Origin of the sequence: Rhizobium sp. NZLR1, from assembly GCF_017357385.1 — a bacterium.
Lineage (GTDB): Bacteria > Pseudomonadota > Alphaproteobacteria > Rhizobiales > Rhizobiaceae > Rhizobium.
Genome location: NZ_CP071632.1, coordinates 984680 through 1006327 on the forward strand (window position 1 = coordinate 984680; position 21648 = coordinate 1006327).

Here is a 21648-nt window from a genome sequence, read left to right on the forward strand (position 1 = left end):
GAGACAGGGATGGGGCGTCGGTTTTTCGGGTTTTGTTTTGCACTGCTGTTGATGTTCGCTGCTCCGGCGGCCTTTGCCGCCGAGGTCATCGACAGTTTCGCCTCCGACATCGTACTCGAAAAGAGCGGCGCGATGACGGTGACGGAAACGATCACCGTCGATGCCGAGGGTAACCAGATCAATCACGGCATCTTTCGTGATTTCCCGCTCTACTTCACCGATGCCGCAGAGCGTCGCCGCAGCGTCGATTTCAATATGGTCTCGGTGCAGCGCGACGGCGCGGATGAGCCCTGGCATACCGAATCGATTTCGGGCGGCATCCGCATCTATGCCGGTTCTGCCGACGTGAGGGTGACGCCGGGTCGTCATCGTTATGTCTTCACCTACCGGACCAACCGCCAGATCCGCTATTTCGACGATCATGCCGAACTCTACTGGAACGTCACCGGCAATGGCTGGATCTTCCCGATCCGCTCGGCCACGGCGACGGTGACGCTGCCGCCGGGTGTTACCGCCACCGACACGGTCTTCTTTACCGGCCCTCAGGGCGGGACGGGAAAGAACGCCAGCGTCGACGAGACCGGCGCCGGCCTGGTCTTTGCAACGACCGCGCCGCTTGACGCCAATGAGGGCCTGACTTTCGCGATCCGCATGCCGAAAGGGTCGATCGATCCGCCGAGCGCGGATATGGAAAGCACATGGTGGCTGAAGGACAACCGTAATTATTTCATCGGCTTCGGCGGTCTGATCCTGGTTTTCGCCTATTACACCTGGTCCTGGCTGAAAGTCGGCCGCGATCCCGCCCGCGGCGTCGTCGTGCCGCGCTGGGACGCACCTGATGGCATCTCGCCGGCGCTGGTCAACTACATCGACAATAAGGGCTTCTCCGGCGAGGGCTGGACCGCGCTGTCGGCCACGGCGCTCAATCTTGCCGTCCGCGGTTACGTCAAGCTCGAAGACCTGAAGAATTCAATCGTCATCCAAGGTACCGGTAAAGCGCTCGGCAAGGAGAAATTCCAGGCCGGCGAAATCGAATTGCTGAAGGTTGCCGGCGGTGCGGGTTCGACACTGGCGATCGACAAGGCCAATGGCGAGCGGGTCAAATCCGTCGGCCAGGCCTTCCGTTCGGCGATCGAGAAGGAGCACCGCGGCAAATATTACAATTCCAACCTCGGTTATACCGCAGGCGGCATCGCGCTCAGCGCCGCCGCCCTGGTGGCGCTGTTCGTCTTTGGCTCGCTGGAACCGGAGACGATCGCGCTGATGCTGATCCCGGCCGCCATCGCGGTTTTTGTTGCCGTGTTCGCTGCCGCCCTCGTCAGGTCGCTGCATCGCGGCACGTCGCTGTTCGGCAAGATCATCGCCATCATCGCCACCGCGGTCGGCGTTTTCGTCGGCATCAGCATTCTTGCGGTCGTCGTTATGGCGCTTGCCTCGTCGCTGGTGGAACTGCATGAAACGCCGATGCTCTTTGCCGTCGGCGGCATCGTGCTTTTGAACATCCTCTATTTCTTCATCATGAGCGCGCCGACCCCGCTCGGCGCCAAGATGATGGATGGCATAGACGGCTTGCGCCAATATTTGACGCTGGCCGAGAAAGACCGGATGAACACGGCGGGCGCCCCGCAAATGTCGCCGCGGCATTTCGAGACGCTGCTGCCTTATGCCGTGGCGCTTGGGGTCGAAAAACCCTGGTCGCGCACCTTCGAGACCTGGCTTGCAGCCGCCGCGGCCGGTGCGGCTGCCGCCTATGCGCCCGCCTGGTATTCCGGCAATTTCAACAGCGGCAGCTTTTCCGACCGCATCGGCGGCTTTTCCTCGTCGATGGCCTCGACCATCGCCTCGACGATCCCTGCGCCGCCGCCCTCGAGTTCGTCCTCCGGTTTTTCCGGCGGCGGTTCGTCCGGCGGGGGTGGCGGAGGCGGTGGGGGCGGCGGCTGGTAAGCTTTCCCGCTTGACCTTTCGGCCCTTGGCCCTTAACCGCCAGAGGCAAAAGGAAAGGGTGGCGCATGAAGGTTCTGTTGATCGGATCGGGCGGACGCGAGCATGCGCTCGCCTGGAAGCTGGCGCAATCGCCGTTGATGACGGAATTCTACGCCGCACCCGGCAATCCCGGCATAGGCGAACACGCCATCCTCGTGCCCTTGAATATCGAGGATCATGAAGCAGTCGCCGCTTTCTGCCGAGAGAAGGCGATCGATTTCGTCGTCGTCGGCCCGGAAGCGCCGCTGGTCGCCGGCCTTGCCGACCGGCTGCGCGCCGACGGTCTGACGGTCTTCGGCCCCTCCGCCGCCGCCGCCCAACTCGAGGGCTCGAAGGGCTTCACCAAGGATATCTGCGCCCGCTACGGCATTCCGACGGGCGCCTACCAGCGCTTCAACAATGGGCCGAAGGCCAAAGCCTATATCCGCGCTGAAGGCGTGCCGATCGTCGTCAAGGCTGACGGCCTTGCCGCCGGCAAGGGCGTGACGGTTGCGATGACTCTGGATGAAGCCTTGGCGGCCGTCGACGACTGCTTCGAGGGCGCCTTTGGCGAAGCCGGCGCCGAAGTCGTCGTCGAAGCCTATCTCGATGGCGAGGAGGCAAGCTTCTTCTGCCTCTGCGACGGGAAGAACGCGCTACCGCTCGCAACCGCCCAGGATCACAAGCGGGTGGGCGAGGGCGATACCGGCGTCAATACCGGCGGCATGGGCGCCTATTCGCCGGCGCCTGTCATGACTGCCGAAATGGTCGAGCGCACCATGAAGGAGATCATCGAGCCCACGATCCGCGGCATGGCTGAGAGCGGTCATCCCTTCTCCGGCGTGTTTTTCGCCGGGCTGATGATCACCAGGAAGGGGCCGGAACTCATCGAATACAATGTCCGCTTCGGCGATCCCGAATGCCAGGTGATGATGATGCGGTTGAAGAGCGATCTGCTGCCGCTGCTGCTTGCCACCGCCAACGGCACGCTCGATCAGCTGAAGGCGGAATGGAATGACGATCCGGCGCTGACAGTGGTCATGGCCTCCAAAGGCTATCCCGGCGCCTACGCGAAGAATACGCCCATCCTCTCCGTGCCCGAGGCAGGCGAGGGCGAGAAGGTGTTTCATGCCGGCACGGGTCTCAAGGACGGCGCGCTGGTTGCGACCGGCGGCCGCGTGCTGAACGTCACCGCCTCGGGCGGCACGGTGGCCGACGCCAAGGACCGCGCCTACGCGCTGCTCGACCGGGTGAGGTGGGAAAACGGCTTTTGCCGGCGCGACATCGGCTGGCGGGCGATCGAGCGCGAAACGGGCTCGGACAAAGTATAAACCGCGGCGTTCTTTAAATTTTTACCCTTTCCCCTGACGGGATGGAAACAAAGCTGCGCTATACCGCTCTCACAGTGAGACGGAGGTGCGTTGATGCGTCAGATTTTCCTCGGTGCGGCAATCCTGCTGATGGCAGGTTCGGCGATGGCGTCCTCGATCGAGGTGATCGGCAAGACCGCGCCGCACGCTGACGGCAGCATCGTCACCGAAACCTGTGTCAATTGCCCGCCGCTGCAGGCCGAACTCGTCAAGAAGGACTATAAGGTGCCGGAACTTAAGCCCGGCGTCCTCCAGGCCAGTGAAGTCCGCGATGTCGGCGGCGAAAAGAAGATCTATCGCACCGAAGGCTGGATGGGCGGCTCACCCGTCGTCTTCGTCAGCAAGGCGACCCCGGAAGCGATCATTGCGGCCATGCCGCCGACCCCGCCTGCCGATGGCATCGATATGAGCGCGACGACCGCAGCCGTCATCGGAAGCGACACCAAGCCCGTTGCCGCCGGCATGGCGGAACAACCGGCGACGCTTAACGTTTCCGAATTCAAGATGCGTTTTTAAAGCAACTTCGGTTTTAACGTCCGGAATTGCGTAAAGACGAAAGTTCCCTGCCCCTGCCTGATCAAGGTTTCGATCGCTTGGGGTTCCACTTCGGTGGACCGGATGCATCCTCGAAGAGAAGCGAGGGTGCATTCCTGTTTTGGAACATATGCGGAAAAATGGGCGCGGATTTCGGCCCTTGCAGACCGCCGGATGAACGTCCGGCGGTTCTGCTTTGTCGGTGCCCCCAGATTTTTAGGGAATTCGCGTCGTAAACAGTAAAATTAAAGCTTTCTTATCGGATAAGCCTCAATTGTTACTCACCGGTCGCAGCATGTTGTTTTTAGCAGCGGTAGACGCGTCGTCTTCTTGGGCGCGCTCGCACAAGCGGTAGAAGACCGCACCGGAATGCCCCACCATTCCCGTTGCGAGGATTCATGAAAAATCTCAAAATATCGAAGCAGCTCATATTGCTGGTCATCGGCCTGATGATCGCCTTCGCGATCGCCACGTCCCTGCAGATCCGCTCCTCGGTCGATGCGATCTACAAGGAACGCTATGACATGCTCCGTTCCGAAGTTCAGTCGGCGGTCTCTGTTCTCAAGCTTTACCAGGCCAAGGTCACCGCGGGCGAAATGACGCTTGAGGACGCCCAGAAGCAGGCCTACGCCACCGTCAATGCAATGAAATACGATCCCGATGGCTATTTCTTCGGCTATAGCTACGACATCCAGATGATGTTCCACTTCGATGCCTCGAAAATCGGGCAGATCAACAAGGGCCAGCCGGACAGCAAGGGCAAGCTCTATCGCGAAGAGCTGGTCAGGCTCGGGCAGCAGGGCGGCGGTCTCGTCGAATATTATTCCACAGCCAAACCGGGTCAGCCGGCTGGCGATTTTCGTAAGACGGCCTATGCACTGGCCTTCGACCCTTGGAAGGTCGTCGTCGTCACCGGCGTCTACATGGAAGATCTCGATGCCCAGATCAACAGCACGATCCTGACCGCCTTGTCCGGCAGCATCATACTGTTCTTCCTTGCTATTGCGGCCGCTTATGTCGTCATCCGCGGCATTTCGGGCCCTCTCAACAACGTCCATGCCGCCCTGAAGGCGGTGGCCGAAGAGGACGTTTCCATCGCCATTCCGCATACCGGCATGAACAACGAAGTCGGGATGATGGCCAAGGCGACGCAGTCGCTGCAGGAAAAGATCAGGGAACGCCATGCGATGTCGGATCGCGAGGCGGCCCAGCAGCTGGCACTGGAAAACGAGCGCGAGAACAACCTGCGCCAGCAACAGGACGAAGCGACGCTCCAGGCCCGGGTGGTGACGACGATCGGCCAGGCGCTGGAGATGATTGCCCGTGGCGATCTCACTGTCCGCTGCGCCGATCTCGGCCAGAAATATGCCGCCCTTCGCGACAACTTCAACGATGCATTGTCGCATCTCGAAGCCGCCATGGCCAAGGTCAGCGCCAAGGGTACCGATATCGGCACCAGCAAGGAAGAGATCCGCCGCGCCTCCAACGAATTGTCGCGGCGCACCGAGCGCCAGGCGGCAAGCCTCGAGGAAACCTCGGCGGCCCTCGACGAACTCACCGTCGCCGTCCGCCAGACGGCAGACGGCGCCCATGAGGCGAGCAAACGTGTCCATTCGGTCAGCACCGAAGCCACCCACAGCGATGCGATCGTCACCCAGGCGATCGAAGCGATGAGCGGCATCGAGAAGTCGTCCTCGGAGATCACCAAGATCATCGGCGTCATCGACGAGATCGCCTTCCAGACCAACCTCTTGGCGCTGAATGCCGGCGTCGAGGCGGCCCGCGCCGGCGAATCCGGCAAGGGTTTTGCGGTCGTCGCCCAGGAAGTCCGCGAGCTTGCCCAGCGCTCCGCCGCTGCGGCCAAGGAAATCAAGGACCAGATCGCTCGTTCTTCCAGCCAGGTCGACCATGGCGTCCGGCTGGTCGGCGAGGCTGGCGAAGCGCTGAAGCGCATCTCCGATCAGATCAAGGCTGCCAACGAGATCGTTGCCAAGATCGCCCACAGCGCCTCCGAACAGGACACGACGCTGCGCTCGATCTCGTCGTCTATGAACCAGCTCGATGCCGCCACCCAGCAGAACGCCGCCATGGCCGAGGAGACCACGGCATCGGCGGAAACGCTGGCCACCGACACCGACGAGCTGATCGATCTCATCCGCGGCTTCCGCGTCAGTGGCGAAAACATGGCTCCGGCCATGCATCAGGGTCGCCGCGCCGCTTAAACGGCGCGGGGACAATCGGCGTTTCATCACCAAATTCTTAGCGGCCGTCGGTTCTCCGGCGGCCGTGCCGTTTTGGACGCCTATCAGCATGAATGAAATTGCTCGGCGAGAGCAGCCCCTTGTATCTGCACGTTAGAGATTTTGTGCGATGGAAGCGATTGAGCCTCTGGCCGGGTGGCCACCCGGCCAGAGGCGTGACGAAGTCGCCCGTTCCCCCTCTGGTTACAACCGTGGATGAGCCTGGGATCTTCGTCATCGTCACGTACGACCGAATAGTCGCTTGGTTCCAATCGCACGCACAAGGCAGGTTACCGTGAACAGAGTTATATGTGGAGTGGATGTTTCGAAGGACTGGCTGGATGCGTCTATCCGCCCGTCCGGGACGTTTGAGCGTTTCAGCAATGACGCCACCGGCATCGGCGCGCTGGCCGATCTTTGCCGGGCCGAGAATGTCGAGCTCGTCGTCATGGAGGCTTCCGGCGGTTACGAGCGGACGGCCTTCCTGTTGTTGTGGGAGATGGGGATCGCCTGCGCCTTGGCTAATCCGCGCCATGTGCGCCGGTTTGCCGAAGCCATGGGCTTTCTGGAAAAGACCGACCGCATCGATGCGGCGATGATCGCCCATTATGCCGAAACCAAGCGGCTGGCTGCCCTGCCGCCGCCGAAAGCCGCGCAGATGCGGCTGTCGGCGCTGATGGCGCGGCTGTCCCAGGTCACGAGTGACCTGACCGTCCAGAGGCAGCGCCGCAGTGCGGCCCGCGATCATCAGAGCGTGGCAAGCCTCAACGAGGTGATCGCGCTTCTGGTGCGCCAGAGCCGCACCCTCGAAGGCGAGATTGCCTCGATGATCGATGACGATCCGCTCTGGGCCTGCCTCAACCAGGCCTTTCGCTCGATCAAGGGCGTGGCCAACCGTACCGTTGCCCGGCTGATGGCCGAATTGCCTGAGATCGGCCGGATCTCCAACAAGGCGATCGCCAAGCTGGCCGGCCTTGCGCCGATTGCCAACGACAGCGGCAAACGCAGCGGACATCGGCCGGTGCGCGGCGGGCGCTCCGGACCACGCGCCATTCTGTTCCTGGTTGGCGCCATCGCAGCCCGACACAATCCGCATCTGGCGGCATTCCAGCAAAGGTTGCAAAGCCAGGGCAAACCGAAAATGGTCATCCGCATCGCGCTCGCCCGAAAACTCCTGGTCATTCTCAATGCAAAAGCACGAGATGCGCGAAGAGAATTCGAACATGCAACTTGACAGCCCAGATAGTCGCTCATCCGCCCGGCACCTTCTCCCCGCAGGCGGGGCGAAGGGGGACATGCCGCGACCTCTCCGTCCCCACTACCCCTCGCGGGGCAAGTCCCCTCGCGCCGTTTACGGGGAGAGGGTTAGGGTGAGGGGCAGATTTCGGCTCTAACCGGACAGCCGAACCCCTGTTCTTACCCCGAGATCTTCGAAAAATCCGCGACCGTTCCCGTCGCCGCACGGATCAGCCGGAGCAAGGCGAGGCGGTTGGCGCGGATGGCGGCGTCCTCGTCGTTGACGAGAACCCCTTCAAAGAAGCGGTCGACCGGGCCGCGCAGCTTGGAAAGCGCCTCCATCGCCGAGCGGAAGTCCTCGCCGGCGACGGCGTTCGAAGCATCCTTAGAGGCGCCTGAAATCGCCGAAAACAGCTCCTTCTCGGCGTCGAGCTTCAGCAGCGCTGCCGAAACGCCATCGGCGATCACGGTGCCCTTCTTTTCCTCGGCAGCGAGCAGCTGCGTCGCCCGCTTGGTGCCGGCAAGCAGGTTTTTGCCATCCTCGGAGGTGATGAAGGCGGTCAGCGCTTCGACGCGGCGTGCCACCATCAACAGATCGTCGGCATCGGCTGTCAGCACGGCGTCGATGAGGTCGTAGCGGGCGCCCTGGTCGCGCAGATAGACCTTGAGACGGTCATGGAAGAAGGAGAGCAGATCGGCGTCCTTGGTCGTCGCCACCAGCGGCAGGCGGACCCTTCGCTCCAGCAGGATACGGACGACACCGAGTGCCGCACGCCGCAGTGCGAACGGATCCTTCGAGCCGGTCGGCTTTTCGTCGATCGCCCAGAAGCCGGTCAGCGTGTCGAGCTTGTCGGCAAGCGCAATGGTGATCGCCACCTTGTCCTCCGGCACGCGATCCGACGGACCCTGCGGCTTGTAATGGTCCTCGATCGCTGCGGCAACGGAGGCATCCTCACCCTGAAGCACCGCATATTTGCGGCCCATCAAGCCCTGCAGTTCCGGGAATTCGCCGACGGCTTCGGTGCGAAGATCGGCCTTGGCGAGCACCGCGGCGCGATCGGCGAGCGCCGCATCCGCGCCGATGATCTTGGCCAATTCCTTGGCCAGCGCCCGGATGCGCGAAACGCGCGCCCCCTGCGTGCCGAGTTTGGCATGGAAGGTCACGTCGAGCGCATCGAGCTTGGCCATGCGCTGGTCGAGCGGCTTCTTCAGGTCGAGATCGAATTTCTTTGCGGAAGCCTCAAGCGTCTCCAGATCCGGCAGGTCGCCCTGATCGCGCTTCCAGAAATGCAGCGCATCCGAAAGCCGGGCCCGCACCACCTTGCCGTTGCCGTGGACGATTTCCTTGCCGCCGTCGATCGCCTGGATATTGGCAACCAGGATGAACTTGTTCGACAGCGTTTCCTCACCCGGTTTGCGCGTGACGAAGCACTTCTGGTTGGTCTTGATCGTCAGCCGGATGATCTCGGAGGGGATGGAGAGATAGTCCTCCTCGAAGCTGCCCATCAGCACCTGCGGCCATTCGACGAGGCCGGAGACTTCCTCCAGCAGACCTTCGTCTTCTACCAGCTCCAGCCCATTGGCGAAGGCGATGTCGCGGGCGTCGTGCAGGATGATGTCCTTGCGCCGCTCGGCGTCGAGGATGACCTTGGCCCTCTCCAGGTTCGCCGCATAGTCGTCGAAGCGCCGCACGGTGATCGGCTCGGGCGCGTGGAAGCGATGGCCAAAGGTGATGTTGGAAGCGGTGATACCGTCGATCTCGAAGGGGATGACGGTGGTCTCCTCATGCTCCGGGCCGAAGGTGCAGACGATCGACTGCAGCGGCCGCACCCAGCGCAGCGCGCCGGGTCTCGTGGAGGCCTTGCCCCAGCGCATCGACTTCGGCCAGGGAAAATCGCGGATGATGCCGGGCATCACCTCGGCGACGATCTCTTCGGCCGCGCGGCCCGGCCTGGAGATGACCGCGACGTAGAAATCGCCCTTCTTCGGATCGCTCACCACCTGCGCCTCGGAGACCGACGAAAGGCCGGCGCCGCGCAGAAAGCCTTCGATCGCCTTCTCGTTGGCGTCGGTGCGCGGCCCCTTGCGCTCCTCGCGCACATCGGCCGAGCGCGCCGTCAGACCGTGAATGTCGAGCGCAAGCCGCCGCGGCGTCCAGTATTCGCGTGCGCCCTCATAGGACAGACCGGCTTCGACTAGCGCATCGGTGACGAGCTTCTTGAGGTCGCCGGCAGCCTTGCGCTGCATGCGGGCCGGAATCTCTTCGGAGCGGAGTTCGAGAAGAAGGTTTGGCATGTCGAATTTCCTTGGCCCCCGCGACAGGGGAGAGGTGGCAGGGGCGCCGGGTCAAAACGTTGCTTCTGCTAGCAAAAAATGGCGTATCTGCACAACCGCAAAATCGCCGCCTTTCCGGCATGCTTTCCTGTGGATCGGCACCTGTCTGTTAACTCCAACATTGCCTTGCCGCTTTTCGCCGCTATGGTCCCGCAACTTTCGTCGAAACAGGAAATCCCAGGAAACCTCATGGCCGCTGACCTCCGTTTTCTCGCAGCTCGCATCTCGGCCGAAATCAGCGCCCGTCCCGAACAGGCCAAAGCCGCCATCGAGCTGCTCGACGAGGGCGCCACCGTGCCCTTCATCGCCCGCTACCGCAAGGAAGTGACCGGCGGGCTGGATGACACGCAGCTGCGCAATCTTGCCGAACGGCTGGTCTATCTGCGCGAACTCGAAGCCCGCCGCGATACGATCGTCGAATCGATTGCGGGCCAGGGCAAGATGACCGATGAGCTGAGGGTGAAGGTGGCTGGTGCCGAGACCAAAGCCGAACTCGAAGACCTCTATCTGCCCTACAAGCCGAAGCGCCGCACCCGCGCCGAAATTGCCCGCGAACGCGGCCTCGGCCCGCTTGCCGAGACCATTCTTTCCGACCGCGGCCGGGAGCCGGCGGTGCTCGCCGAAGGCTTCATTACTGCTGACGTGCCCGATGTGAAGACGGCGCTCGAAGGCGCCCGCGACATCATCGCCGAAGGCATTGCTGAAAATGCCGACCTGCTCGGCAGATTGCGCGCCCATATGCGCCAGGCTTCGCTGCTGAAGGCCAGGGTCGTCGACGGCAAGCAGGCGACGGGCGAGAAGTTCTCCGATTATTTCGACCATTCCGAACGCTGGGCGACCGCCCCCGGCCACCGCGCGCTCGCCATGCTGCGCGGCTGGAATGAGGAGGTGCTGACGCTGACGATCGAGGCCGACGCCGAGACCGCCTCTCCGAACAAGCCGGTCGAACGCATGATTGCGTCAGCCTACGAGATCGGGGCGAGCCGCCCCGCCGACCGCTGGTTGATGGAGGTCGCAAGCTGGGCCTGGCGCGTCAAACTTTCCATGTCGCTCTCGCTCGACCTGATGCGCGAACTGCGCGAAAGGGCCGAAGAGGAGGCGATCCATGTCTTCGCCCGCAATCTCAAGGATCTGCTGTTGGCAGCCCCTGCCGGCTCGCGCGCGACGATGGGTCTCGATCCCGGCATCCGCACCGGCGTCAAGGTCGCCGTCGTCGACGGCACCGGCAAGGTGATCGCGACCTCGACCGTCTATCCCTTCCAGCCGAGGAACGACGTGCGCGGCGCCCAGGTCGAACTCGCATCGCTGATCCGCAAGCACAATGTCGAGCTGATCTCGATCGGCAACGGCACCGGTAGCCGCGAAACCGAAAAGCTGGTGGCCGACATGCTGGCCGAGTTGCCGGCGCCGAAGCCGACCAAGGTCATCGTTTCGGAAGCCGGCGCCTCGGTCTATTCCGCCTCGGCGACCGCAGCGGCGGAGTTTCCCGATCTCGACGTATCGTTGCGCGGCGCCGTCTCCATCGCCCGGCGCCTGCAGGATCCCTTGGCCGAACTGGTCAAGATCGAGCCGAAGTCGATCGGCGTCGGCCAGTATCAGCACGACGTCGACCAGCAAAAGCTGTCGCGCTCGCTGGATGCAGTGGTCGAAGACGCGGTCAACGCCGTCGGCGTCGATCTCAACACCGCCTCTGCGCCGCTGCTTTCCCGCGTCTCCGGTCTCGGCCCGTCGATTGCCGATGCCATTGTCCGCCACCGCGACAGCGAGGGCCGTTTCGAGACCCGGCGGGACCTCATGAAGGTCGCCAGGCTCGGCGGCCGCACCTTTGAGCAATGCGCCGGCTTCCTGCGCATCCCCAACGGCAAGGAGCCGCTCGACGCCTCCTCCGTGCATCCGGAGGCCTACGGCGTCGCCAAGAAGATCGTCGCCGCCTGCGGCCGTGATCTGCGCGCGCTGATGGGCGATAGTGCGGTGCTGAAATCGGTCGATCCGCGCCAGTTCATCGACGAGAAATTTGGTCTGCCAACGGTCAGGGACATCATCTCGGAGCTGGAAAAGCCGGGTCGCGACCCGCGTCCGAGTTTCAAGACCGCGACCTTCGCCGAGGGCATCAACGAAATTTCCGACCTCAAGCCCGGCATGGTGCTGGAAGGCACGGTGACCAATGTCGCCGCCTTCGGCGCCTTCGTCGATATCGGTGTGCACCAGGATGGTCTGGTGCATCTGTCGCAGCTTGCCGATCGCTTTGTCAAGGATCCCCACGAGGTCGTCAAGGCGGGTGACGTCGTCAAGGTGCGGGTCGTCGAGGTCGATGCCAAGCGCAAGCGGATCGCTCTCTCGATGAAACGCGACGACGGTTCTTCGGCACCTGCGCAGCGGGGTGATTCTCGCGGAAACCAGGCTTCCAAACCCCAGAACGAGCGCCGTCCTGCGGCCCCGAAACCGGAAAGCCAGGGTGCTTTCGGCGCGGCTCTTGCCGAAGCCATGAAGCGAAAATAAGAGTTTAGCCGGTATTTCGGCAAAAATGCAACAGTTTGGCAACGTTCTGAGCGGAGTGCTAAATCCGGCGCTTGTAAGGCGAAAGAGAGCGACTAAGTTGATGTGACCATTCTGTCACATTTGCGAGGCGTCCATGGCGTCGGCTTTCCTATCGATCGTCCAGCAGATCATCCGCAAGGGTTCGTTGAAACTTACCCTTGCCAATGGCGAAACCCACATGATCGGCGACGGCACCGGTGAATCCGTCGCTGCCCGTCTTGCCGATCAGGAGGCCGAGGACGCCATCCGGCGCGACCCGACAATGAAGCTTGGCGAAATGTATATGCAAGGCCGGTTCATTCTCGAACAGGGCAACATTTACGATTTCCTGTCGCTGGTGAAGCAGAACACCACCAACGAGATCTTCGATTTCAAGATGGCAATGTTGCTCGTTGGCCGCATTGCCTGGCAGCAGGTGAAGAGCCGCATGCCTGGCAATCGCAACAAGCACAACGTCGCCCATCACTACGACCTGTCGGCCAAACTTTTCGATCTGTTCCTCGACGAGGACTGGCAATATTCATGCGCCTATTTCGAACCACCAGACATCGGTCTCGACGAGGCGCAGCTTGCCAAGAAACGCCATATCGCCGCCAAGCTTCTGCTCGAGCCGAACCAGCGCATCCTGGAGATCGGCTCCGGCTGGGGCGGTATGGGCATGTATCTGACGGAAGCGACCGAAGGAGCCGATTTCACCGGCATCACGCTGAGCGAAGAGCAGCTCAAGGTCTCACGCGGCCGCGCCGAAAAGCGCGGTCTGTCCGAGCGTGTGCGTTTCGAGCTGCAGGACTACCGCACCATGACGGGCAGGAAATTCGACCGCATCGTTTCGGTCGGCATGTTCGAACATGTCGGTATCGGCAATTACGGCAATTTCTTTCGCAAGGTATCGGACCTGCTCGACGACAACGGCGTCATGGTGCTGCATTCGATCGGCCGTCCGAAGCCGAGCTTCGGCACCAATGCCTTCATCGAGCGCTACATCTTCCCGGGCGGCTATATCCCTTCCGTCGGCGAAGTCGTGCCGCCGCTCGAAAAGGCCGGGCTGCTGGTCAAGGATGTCGAAATCCTGCCGATGCATTATGCCTATACGCTGCGCCATTGGCGCGAGCGTTTCGTGGCGCGCAAGGCCGAAGCGGTGGCGCTTTACGACGAGCAGTTCTTCCGCATGTGGGAATTCTATCTGGCCGGTTCCGAAATCGGTTTCCGCTGGGACGAACTCTTCATCCTGCAGATCCAGATCGCCAAGAACCAATTCGCCGTTCCCGACAACCGCAATTACATCGCGCGGAACGAGGCCAAGCTGAAGGAATTCGAGGCAAGGCGCGCACCGCTGGAAAAGGTGGCGTTCTGAGCGGCAGCACTTGTGCCGGTCACAATGAAAGCCGGCCACAATGAAAGGACTGCGGATGAGCAGTGCGTTTCCCGAAATCTATCTCGTCCGCCATGGCGAAACCGAATGGAGCCTGTCCGGGCGCCATACCGGACGCAGCGATATTCCGCTGACGGCGAACGGCGAGGACGCCGCCGGCAAACTTGCCGAACGGCTCGCCGGTCACGCCTTCTCCGCCGTCTGGTCGAGCCCGTCGGCGCGGGCCCGCAAGACCTGCGTGCTTGCCGGTTTCGGGCCGGGCGCAGTGATCAAGGAGGATCTCGCCGAATGGGATTACGGTGCTTATGAAGGCATCACCACCAAGGCGATCCTGGCTGAGCGCCCCGGCTGGCAGCTCTTTCGCGACGGCTGCCCGAATGGAGAGTTCGCCACCGATGTCGGCGCCCGCGCCGACGCAATCATCCATGCGCTTCGCCAAGCGGCTGGCACCATCCTGATCTTCTCCAGCTCGCATTTCCTGCGCGTGCTCGCCGCCCGCTGGCTCGGCCTGCCGCCGGAAGGCGGCGCCCATTTCGTGCTCGATACGGCTTCTATCAGCGTGCTCGGTTATGAACACGATCTGACGGAGCCGGCCATCCGCCGGTGGAACCAGAGATAGGGAACTGTGGGGCGGATTTGCGCCTGGTTGGGACCCAAGATTTGCCCCTCACTCTAACCAAACCGGGGTCGAGCCGCTGGTCTCGACCCGTCCTTCGGACTCCCTCAAAAACGGGAAGAGGGGATGTGCCCAGCGAGAGGTTAGTGGGACGGAGAGGTCGTTGCATACCCCTTCTCCCCGCAGGCGGGGAGAAGTTGCCGGCAGGCGGTTGAGCGCCGCCGCGCCGACATTGCCCGGCGCAGAGCATGCTGGAAGGCCCGGCAAGGTCGCGTCGATCCCAAACGGCTGGTCTTCATCGATGAAACTTGGATCCGTACCAACATGGCGCCGTTGCGCGGTTGGGGGCCGAAAGGCAAAAGGCTGCGCGGCTTTTCAATTGACCCATTTTGCTACTTTAACGAGCGCCAAACTCTTTCTGAAATCCGCGAAGAAAGCCAGTCGACTATATGGAGGTCGCCGGAGTAGGCTGATATCGCGATGTGGTTAGTTCCTCACCAAAATCAAATGACTATCGATTTCAGCTGGTTGCTGCTCCCATGTTTCAATAATAAATTGTCAGAGCATTGAAGAAGTGTGACGTTGACGGCTGACCTATAGTTCGCTGACGCGATTGTATTATCTGGTAACCACTTTTGTCGGTAATACTTCCCTAAAATCAGTGAAAGTGTAGCCTCGCGCTACCTCGAGTTCGAGGGATACAGCATCTAAAGTTCTCGTTGATATAGGCCCGGACGCGACCCGTCTGGTCACGCGACCGCATATCCCATGGGCATGCAGACATGCACTTCGAGGTGTTGCCAATGCCGACAGGTCGATTTCAAAACCCAAATATCGTCGGCGCTTCGCTGCGTGACCAGATACAATTAGAGATTGATGCCGAGCGTGCCCTTACGGCCGCCAGCCACGATCAGACCCATAGCAGCGACGGGACCGGTACCTGTCACCACTACGCGACACCGAAAGCCTTCCCTAGCGCCGAGGAACTTCGCTTCGCGCTGCGAAACGTTCGGGAACTCGTCGCGCCACAATCCACGCAAAGGAGAAATTCGATGACAACGACGACAGTGCGTTGGAGCGTTGAACGCGACGCCGATATCCTTGAATCCGCGACTACTTACAACGACGGCGAAGTTTCTGTGGAGACGATCCTATCCGGTTTACGCGATGCGCTGAGTGGCGGCTCGGGGCAGGGCGGAAGTGTAGCAACTCAGGCGACGAGCGCGCGTGCCACCCCACGACAAGCTGCTATCCGTGCTTCGGCTTCCGGTATGGCGAGCTTCAGTCAACCTGCCGCGAGCGCGAGCGGTGACGATATGCATCACCAAACCCACTCCGAAGGCGCCGACGTCCAGTCAGGACTTGCCAGCCGGCTAACGCGGGGTCTTGAGGATTCGATGCACGGCCAGACGCATAGCAGCGGCGGCGGTGGAGGCGGAAGCCTCGGCGACTTGGCTCGTGGTGGACAGATCGCAGCGGGCCCCCAGGCGGCTGGGCGATTGGCCGGACAAGGGCTCGCCTCTATTGCAGAGGACGTAATGCATGATCAGACGCATTCCGAGGGCGGAGGACATATGCAGGAGCTCTCCCGCCAGCGTGTCCAGACAATTGCGTCCGGTCTCGATGATGCGATGCACGATCAAACCCATTCGGAAGGCGGTGGCAGCGCGGTCGAAGCCCAAAGGGGTATTGCCAGCCGGCTAACGCGGGGTCTTGAGGATTCGATGCACGGCCAGACGCATAGCAGTGGCGGTGGTGGAGGCGGAAGCCTCGGCGGCTTGGCTCGTGGTGGACAGATCGCAGCGGGCCCCCAGGCGGCTGGGCGATTGGCCGGACAAGGGCTCGCCTCTATTGCAGAGGACGTAATGCATGATCAGACGCATTCCGAGGGCGGAGGACATATGCAGGAGCTCTCCCGCCAGCGTGTCCAGACAATCGCGTCCGGTCTCGATGATGCGATGCACGATCAAACCCATTCGGAAGGCGGTGGCAGCGCGGTCGAAGCCCAAAGGGGTATTGCCAGCCGGCTAACGCGGGGTCTTGAGGATTCGATGCACGGCCAGACGCATAGCAGCGGCGGCGGTGGAGGCGGAAGCCTCGGCGGCTTGGCTCGTGGTGGACAGATCGCAGCGGGGCCCCAGGCGGCTGGGCGATTGGCCGGACAAGGGCTCGCCTCTATTGCAGAGGACGTAATGCATGACCAGACGCATTCCGAGGGCGGAGGGCATATGCAGGAGCTCTCCCGCCAGCGTGTCCAGACAATTGCGTCCGGTCTCGATGATGCGATGCACGATCAAACCCATTCGGAAGGCGGTGGCAGCGCGGTCGAAGCCCAAAGGGGTATTGCCAGCCGGCTAACGCGGGGTCTTGAGGATTCGATGCACGGCCAGACGCATAGCAGTGGCGGTGGTGGAGGCGGAAGCCTCGGCGGCTTGGCTCGTGGTGGACAGATCGCAACGGGGCCCCAGGCGGCCAGCGGACGCGCACGCGGAGACGCTTTTGGCCGTGCCTTTCGAGAGGGGTCCCATTTGCAAAACCATAGCGAAGGCGGGGCTCATGCCGAGATGACGCGCAGCCGTGGGATACAAGAGCCGGTTTCGGAAGGACTGGGTCAAGCGGTCCAAGCGGAGTTGTCGCGCAGCAAATGAGACTCGGATGGGCGACCACGGTTCGTGCGCCGCCTCCATCGCTTCAAACGGAGCCGCCATGAACGCGCTGACGCCAAGTTTCGATCCTCAGATTATACAGCCGCTGACGCTTATCATCACCAAGCTTACCGCGCGCTGCAATTTGGATTGTCCCTATTGCTACGAGTTCAATCTCAAAGATACGACATGGAAGGACAGCCCCAAAAAAATGTCTGACGACGTTTTCGACGCACTGCTACTGCGCGTCGGCAACCACGCGCGTCTTGCTGGGCAGCAACGCGTCCACTTTTCTTTTCACGGCGGCGAACCGACGATGGTCGGCATCAAACGCTTCGAAGAGCTGGCGGATAAAGCCCGGCGCGCACTCGATGACCTGGATGTGCGCATCAGCATCCAGACCAATGGAGCCTTGCTCAATGGCGATTGGGCACGCACGCTCAGGCGCCTCAACGTCAACGTCGGCGTTAGCCTCGATGGCCCGAAGCACGTGCACGACCGGATGCGTATTGATCATCGGGGGCGCGGCTCCTACGAAAGTGTGCGACGCGGCATCGAGGCGCTGCAGGATGCAGATGTTCGCTTCGGCATCCTTACGGTAATCACACTAGGTGCTGATCCGCTGGAGATCCACCATCATCTGCTTGAACTCGGCTGCACCAGCCTGTCCTATCTTCTTCCCGACCTTACCCACGATACGATCGGCACCGTCCGCGAACAGTTCGGACCGACCCCTTGCGCGGATTTCCTTATTCCAATTTTCGACGACTGGTGGTTCAACTCGACCTTGGATGTCCGGATCCGTAATTTCTGGGATATCGCCCGCGCCATTATGGGCGGTCCAAGTCATGTCGACGCGCTGGGCAACCGACCGTTGCGCTACCTCGTCGTATCGTGTGGCGGCGACATTGAAGGTTTGGACGTCCTCAAGGCTTGTGAGGACGGAATGGTGAAGACGGGCATGAATGTCCTCTCCGACGAGTTCAGCGCACTGCCACAAAAGAGTCCCTTGCACGCAGAAATGGTGTTCGGGCGCATGCCGCTGTCGAAACAGTGCCAGAGTTGCGTCGAGCGCGACACTTGCGGAGGGGGGTACCATCCGCACCGCTATTCCCGCGCCAACGGATTCGACAACCCAAGCGTGTGGTGCGCCGATCTGATGCGGCTTTTCACCCATATCCGCGCGCGAATGGAGATCGATCACTCTGAGACAAATCGGCGCCGCTCGAGATTGATGGGCACTGCCCCTATCGCTGCACCGGTGGAAGATGAGGCTCCGGCATGAACCACCACGTCCGGCCGAAGCAGGCGGAAGGAACGCTCGATATTGTCGGTTTCCTTCAATTGGAGCCAAGCTCCGTTACCCAGGCACGCATATTAAGCTTTCGCCATTTCTGTCTGCGCGAGGCGCAGCTGAAATTGGCCTGCCGGCGCTGCGGTATTGCCGTCTGGCTCGACCGCTTGCCGGCGGCATCGATATCTAGGATAGCCGAGGCGCCGGTATTCAGTGAACTCCTGTCCAGCGGCGATACGGCATCGGACGCGGCGCGCGAACTGCTACTCGGCTGGATAGATGCGGAATCGTGCTTGGTCGGAGAACGACCGTCAGGCCATTTCGAGTGGACGGCGCTCGGAGACTATCGCTTCGCTCAGTCGGGCAGGCTCGCGTATGTCGCACCGCGGATGCATGGGCTGGTACTAGACAGCGGTAGTCCATGCGTTCTGGCCCCGCCTCTTCTGCCGCCGGAGAAACGCGTTAGAACGAGACCTCTCACGGATTTTGGGCCTGCTCGCGCAAAGCTTGGCGAAGCGCTTGCACTCATTGATCTTGCTGCTCCGATCGGGGTGGAAATGGTCCTTGGCACGTTGCGTGTAATTCATCTCTATGCGGAGGATCGCCCAGGCTTTTCGAGCGGTTCGCCGCGGCGTTACCCCGGCATCACTTCGCTTGGCAACGCGCATAGCCCTTCCACATCCCCGCATCAGGTGGCCGACGCGCTTCTCCATGAAGCGACACACAGCGTCCTATATCTTGCAGAAGTCGACACGCCCTTTTTCCGAACAGCAGAAATCGAAACGCCGCGGGTGATCTCGCCTTGGACCGGCGCCAATTTGGCCATGCATAGTTTCGCCCACGCATGCTGCGTCTGGTACGAATTGGCCAATTTCTGGGCGCGAATGCTGGAGACCGGCGATCGCCATCCAGAAACTCTGCACTTGTTGCGGCGTTCAGCCTCGGGGTTCCTCAAGCAAGAATACGAGGACGCGCTGATGCTCATCGCCGGCGGGATCACGCCGTTCTGTCGCGAGCTGCTGGAGGGCCTTGCCGTCGATGTGAGGTCACAATGGGGAGGGACAGCATGATATCTTCAGCCGGCCCCAGCGGACGTATCGGCGCGAGCGGCGTTACCTCCACCTCCAGCCCCATAAAGGTCGTTGGCAGCGGGGTGTTTGTCCCGCTTTCGACAGTGACCGCCAGCCGAGCGGTGCCGCTGTCGTTGGCGACCAGTCCGACAGATATGATGCCCGGCAGGGGCAACCATTGACGCGATGCAAGCTGTTTTACGCGTTCCGCGGGGACCATGCCTTTTTCAACTCCATCGCAAAGGTCTAAGATATGCCCGGTCGAAACGATCTATCACATCTCGCCGAGGCGAAGACAGCTGTTTCGCAACGGTTTCTTTCGCCCGAGGCCGGCGTTGTCAGAGCGTTAGCAGTTCGGCGCGTCGTGTCGCCCACTCCAAATGTCAACCTCCAAGGCGTGGGTATCGGCTTCAAAATCGTGTCGGGTCGGACAACCTCTGAACCTGCCCTGAAATTTTATGTCCGGCGAAAACGGCCCAAGTCTGAGATCGGTACCGACGATCTTCTGCCCGAGCAGGTTGACGGGATTGCAACCGACGTGGAAGAAATTGGGTTCCTGCAGCCGCTGGCAAACCCCCGTGCGCATCGGCCAGCACAGCCCGGCTGCTCGATGGGCTTTGCGGATCCCGATCCACTCAATTTGCTCGCCGGCACTTTCGGTGCGCTGGTGGAAGACAGTCAGGGGCGCTACGTGCTGTCCAACAATCACGTCCTTGCGGACCAAAATCGGCAGGCTTTCGGAACGGCCATATTTGAGCCTAGCCCATTCGATGGGGGCGATACGGAGAAGGATAAGATCGCCGAGCTGGAGGGTTATGTCCCGCTCGACGTATCTCAAGCAAACTACGTGGATGGCGCTATCGCCCGACTGCTTCAGCCGAACCTCGCAGTCGCTGATATTTTGGGAATTGGGCCCCCTGCCGGCGCCAAGTCGGCAGCTCTTAATACGATCGTAGAAAAGTTTGGGCGCACGTCCGGCTACACAAGGGGTTATATCGAAAGTATCAGCACTGACCTTAAGGTGCCGTATGACATCGGTACGATCTTGTTCCACGATCAGATCGCTATCAGGTCGATCGACGCCCTTCCGTTTAGTGAGCAGGGAGATTCCGGTGCGCTCGTCCTTGAGCAGACGACGGGCATAGCCATTGGATTGCTGTTCGCGGGAAGTCCAACTGTTTCCTTTGCCAATCACATCTCTGATGTCCTCGATTCGTTCGGGGTCAACCTCGTGACGTCCTGAGCAAACGATCTTGGGACAGGATTTTTGAACCACCTGTTTTTAATTCAGCTCTCACTGAGAAACTGTGTACCCTGGCGGGCCGACGCAAGGTGGCCGGCGTGGGCCTCAAGCTCTTGAGATCGATATCGATGAAGACATCCAAATTGTCGGACGAAATGTCGTCGGTCGAAAACGTCAATCCCGTGAGAAGTGCTCCCTAGCTAAGTCTGAATGCCGCGCGATCTCATTGCCGTGGTTAACATTGGGGTAACGACCTCGCGATAAATGTAGCGAGCGCCGCCCTCCGCGGCTTTGTTTTTGCGTTTTCTGGAGTGCGGACGTGTCTCATCGGTCAGTCGTATCGATCTCTTTGGCTATTGGCCTTTTTTCCTTTGGTTCGGCGGCGGCGCAGGAAAGCGGCCAGCATTTCTGGTCCGGCGACTGGTATCTGAGCGTCGGTGTCGCAGGCTTCTCCGCCCCGAAATTCGAGGGCTCGTCGCATAATGAATTCAAGTTCAGCCCGCTGATCTCGGTCGGCCGCCAAGGCGCCGGCCCGCGTTTTTCCTCGCGCAACGACAATCCGTCCTTCGCCCTCATCGACAAGGGCGCCTTCCGCGCTGGTATCGTCGGCAGGTTCGTGCCGTCGCGCGATGACGGCGACGGCCATGAGCTGAAGGGCTTGAAGAAGGTCAAGTGGGGTGCCGAAGCCGGTGGTTTCGTCGAAGTCTATCCGACCGATTTCTTGCGCGCCCGTGCCGAAGTCCGTCAGGGCATCCGCTCATACGACGGCGTCGTCGCCGATCTCGCGGTCGATGCCTTCACCGATATCGCGCCCGACCTGCAGCTGTCAGGCGGCCCGCGCGCGACATTTGCGACAAGCGGCTATTACGACGCCTATTACGGCGTCAGCGCCAAGCACGCCGCCGCAAGCGGCCTTGATCCCTACAAGCCATCGTCGGGCATCCAGTCCTATGGCGCGGGTGCCGCCCTGACCTGGAAGGCGACCGAAAACCTCTCGGCAAGCTCCTTCCTCGAATATAAGCGGCTGGCAGGTCCCGCCGCCGACAGCAGCCTGGTGCGAGACCGCGGTTCGAAGAACCAGGTCCTGATCGGCGTCTCGGCGACCTACAAGTTCAATTTCTCCCTGCAGTGATCCAATGCATGTCGCCCGGAAGTGTGTAGCGGTTCCGGGATAACGACATCCATTAAACATCC

At 61.4% G+C, this 21648-nt stretch carries 14 protein-coding genes and 1 pseudogene; 14 read left to right on the plus strand and 1 reads right to left on the minus strand.

The annotated features are described in order from the left end of the window. Nucleotides 1–9 precede the first annotated feature (9 nt). The 5 genes from J3O30_RS04905 (at nt 10) to J3O30_RS04925 (ending at nt 7340) form a co-directional block, all read left to right on the plus strand. Nucleotides 10–1944, plus strand: coding sequence for a DUF2207 domain-containing protein (locus J3O30_RS04905; RefSeq protein ID WP_207583150.1), 1935 nt, complete (start codon nt 10–12; stop codon nt 1942–1944). A gap of 65 nt (nt 1945–2009) precedes the next feature. Continuing rightward, nucleotides 2010–3293, plus strand: a complete 1284-nt coding sequence (gene purD, locus J3O30_RS04910) for a phosphoribosylamine--glycine ligase (protein ID WP_207583151.1) — start codon at nt 2010–2012, stop codon at nt 3291–3293. 93 nt (nt 3294–3386) lie between these two features. Further along, nucleotides 3387–3848 carry a plant virulence effector HPE1-like domain-containing protein gene (locus J3O30_RS04915; RefSeq protein ID WP_207583152.1) on the plus strand — a complete coding sequence of 154 codons (462 nt, stop codon included), beginning with the start codon at nt 3387–3389 and terminating at the stop codon, nt 3846–3848. A gap of 416 nt (nt 3849–4264) precedes the next feature. Then, nucleotides 4265–6088 (plus strand): methyl-accepting chemotaxis protein, encoded by a 1824-nt coding sequence (locus J3O30_RS04920; RefSeq protein ID WP_207583153.1) that lies wholly within the window; start codon nt 4265–4267, stop codon nt 6086–6088. Nucleotides 6089–6401: 313 nt separating this feature from the next. Continuing rightward, nucleotides 6402–7340, plus strand: a complete 939-nt coding sequence (locus tag J3O30_RS04925; RefSeq protein ID WP_207580684.1) for an IS110 family transposase — start codon at nt 6402–6404, stop codon at nt 7338–7340. A gap of 182 nt (nt 7341–7522) precedes the next feature. On the opposite strand, the gene glyS is transcribed toward J3O30_RS04925, so the two are convergent. Further along, on the minus strand, nt 7523–9637 hold the full coding sequence (glyS, locus tag J3O30_RS04930) for a glycine--tRNA ligase subunit beta (RefSeq protein WP_207583154.1): 2115 nt from the start codon (nt 9635–9637) through the stop codon (nt 7523–7525). A gap of 228 nt (nt 9638–9865) precedes the next feature. On the opposite strand from glyS, the gene J3O30_RS04935 reads away from it, so the two are divergent. The 9 genes and pseudogenes from J3O30_RS04935 (at nt 9866) to J3O30_RS04975 (ending at nt 21586) form a co-directional block, all read left to right on the plus strand. Beyond that, the gene (locus tag J3O30_RS04935) at nt 9866–12175 is read left to right on the plus strand and encodes a Tex family protein (protein ID WP_207583155.1); all 2310 of its coding nucleotides are present in this window, start codon (nt 9866–9868) and stop codon (nt 12173–12175) included. A 133-nt stretch (nt 12176–12308) separates the two neighbouring features. Further along, nucleotides 12309–13568 (plus strand): cyclopropane-fatty-acyl-phospholipid synthase family protein, encoded by a 1260-nt coding sequence (locus tag J3O30_RS04940; RefSeq protein ID WP_207583156.1) that lies wholly within the window; start codon nt 12309–12311, stop codon nt 13566–13568. A 55-nt stretch (nt 13569–13623) separates the two neighbouring features. Beyond that, on the plus strand, nt 13624–14205 hold the full coding sequence (locus tag J3O30_RS04945) for a histidine phosphatase family protein (RefSeq protein WP_207583157.1): 582 nt from the start codon (nt 13624–13626) through the stop codon (nt 14203–14205). A 204-nt stretch (nt 14206–14409) separates the two neighbouring features. Further along, nucleotides 14410–14580 (plus strand): annotated as a pseudogene (locus J3O30_RS04950) (IS630 family transposase); the annotation flags it as partial. Between the two features lie 404 nt (nt 14581–14984). After that, nucleotides 14985–16850: a hypothetical protein gene (locus tag J3O30_RS04955; RefSeq protein ID WP_207583158.1), complete on the plus strand. Its 1866-nt coding sequence runs from the start codon at nt 14985–14987 to the stop codon at nt 16848–16850. 58 nt (nt 16851–16908) lie between these two features. Further along, entirely contained in the window at nt 16909–18132 is a 1224-nt protein-coding gene (locus J3O30_RS04960) for a radical SAM protein (RefSeq protein ID WP_207583159.1), read from the plus strand. Further along, nucleotides 18129–19211: an HEXXH motif-containing putative peptide modification protein gene (locus J3O30_RS04965; RefSeq protein WP_207583160.1), complete on the plus strand. Its 1083-nt coding sequence runs from the start codon at nt 18129–18131 to the stop codon at nt 19209–19211. Before J3O30_RS04960 ends, J3O30_RS04965 begins: the two co-directional genes overlap by 4 nt. Before the next feature lie 253 nt (nt 19212–19464). Beyond that, nucleotides 19465–20454 (plus strand): hypothetical protein, encoded by a 990-nt coding sequence (locus tag J3O30_RS04970; protein ID WP_207583161.1) that lies wholly within the window; start codon nt 19465–19467, stop codon nt 20452–20454. A gap of 319 nt (nt 20455–20773) precedes the next feature. Further along, complete coding sequence (locus J3O30_RS04975) at nt 20774–21586, plus strand: MipA/OmpV family protein (protein ID WP_207583162.1); 813 nt, start codon at nt 20774–20776, stop codon at nt 21584–21586. Nucleotides 21587–21648 lie beyond the last annotated feature (62 nt).